This is a genomic window from Thermus sp. (assembly GCF_056332225.1).
Genome location: NZ_JBWGQW010000221.1, coordinates 1 through 605, shown reverse-complemented (window position 1 = coordinate 605; position 605 = coordinate 1). Strand labels below are relative to the sequence as shown.

1 protein-coding gene is annotated in these 605 nt (G+C 61.8%); it reads right to left on the bottom strand.

Features of this window, described 5'->3' with window-relative positions; genetic code table 11:
- Positions 1-181 precede the first annotated feature (181 nt).
- Complete coding sequence (locus AC01Y6_RS11020) at positions 182-490, bottom strand: hypothetical protein (protein ID WP_476671570.1); 309 nt, start codon at positions 488-490, stop codon at positions 182-184.
- Positions 491-605 lie beyond the last annotated feature (115 nt).

Below are 605 nucleotides of genomic sequence, written 5' to 3'. Positions count from 1 at the left end.
AGGCGGAGGTCATCCTGGCCCTGTCGGCGGAGGAAGCCCAGGCCCTGCGCCAGGCCCTAGAAGGGAAGGGCTTTCTGTGCAACCCGCAGGACCTCAAGCGCTGGCTCAAGGAGCACCCTGGTCTGGAGAGGGTTTGGGCGAAGCTGGGCCTCACCTAGCCTATTCCTGCCTGCTGTTTTCCTCACCTTTTTCCAAAGGCGTGCCGCAACTGGACGTAGCCCAGCGCGAAGCCGTTTAAAAAAAGGCTAAAGGCATACCTGTCGGGAACCTCGCCGGTTCCATAGTAGAGGGAGGGCAGAATCAGCAGCTCCCCGTACCCAGTCTGCATGAAAGCCTTCCAGGCCATTGACCAGGCTCTTCGCCGAAGCTCTTGGAGGCCCGCCGGGCTGAGGAGCTGGTCCTTGTAGAGGGAGAAGGCGGGGTCATGGGGAAAGGGCGCTCGCGGGTTGGAAAGGTAAAAGGCGAAAGCCAAGGTGAACCCCAGGCTCATGGGCTCCCGTGAGTTCTGGGATATTGCGTGGGACAGAAAGCGCAAAGACCGGGCCAACGCTCGGCTCATTGGGGGCTGGAGGCCGAAGGGGTGGTCTACCGGGGGGTGGTCTACG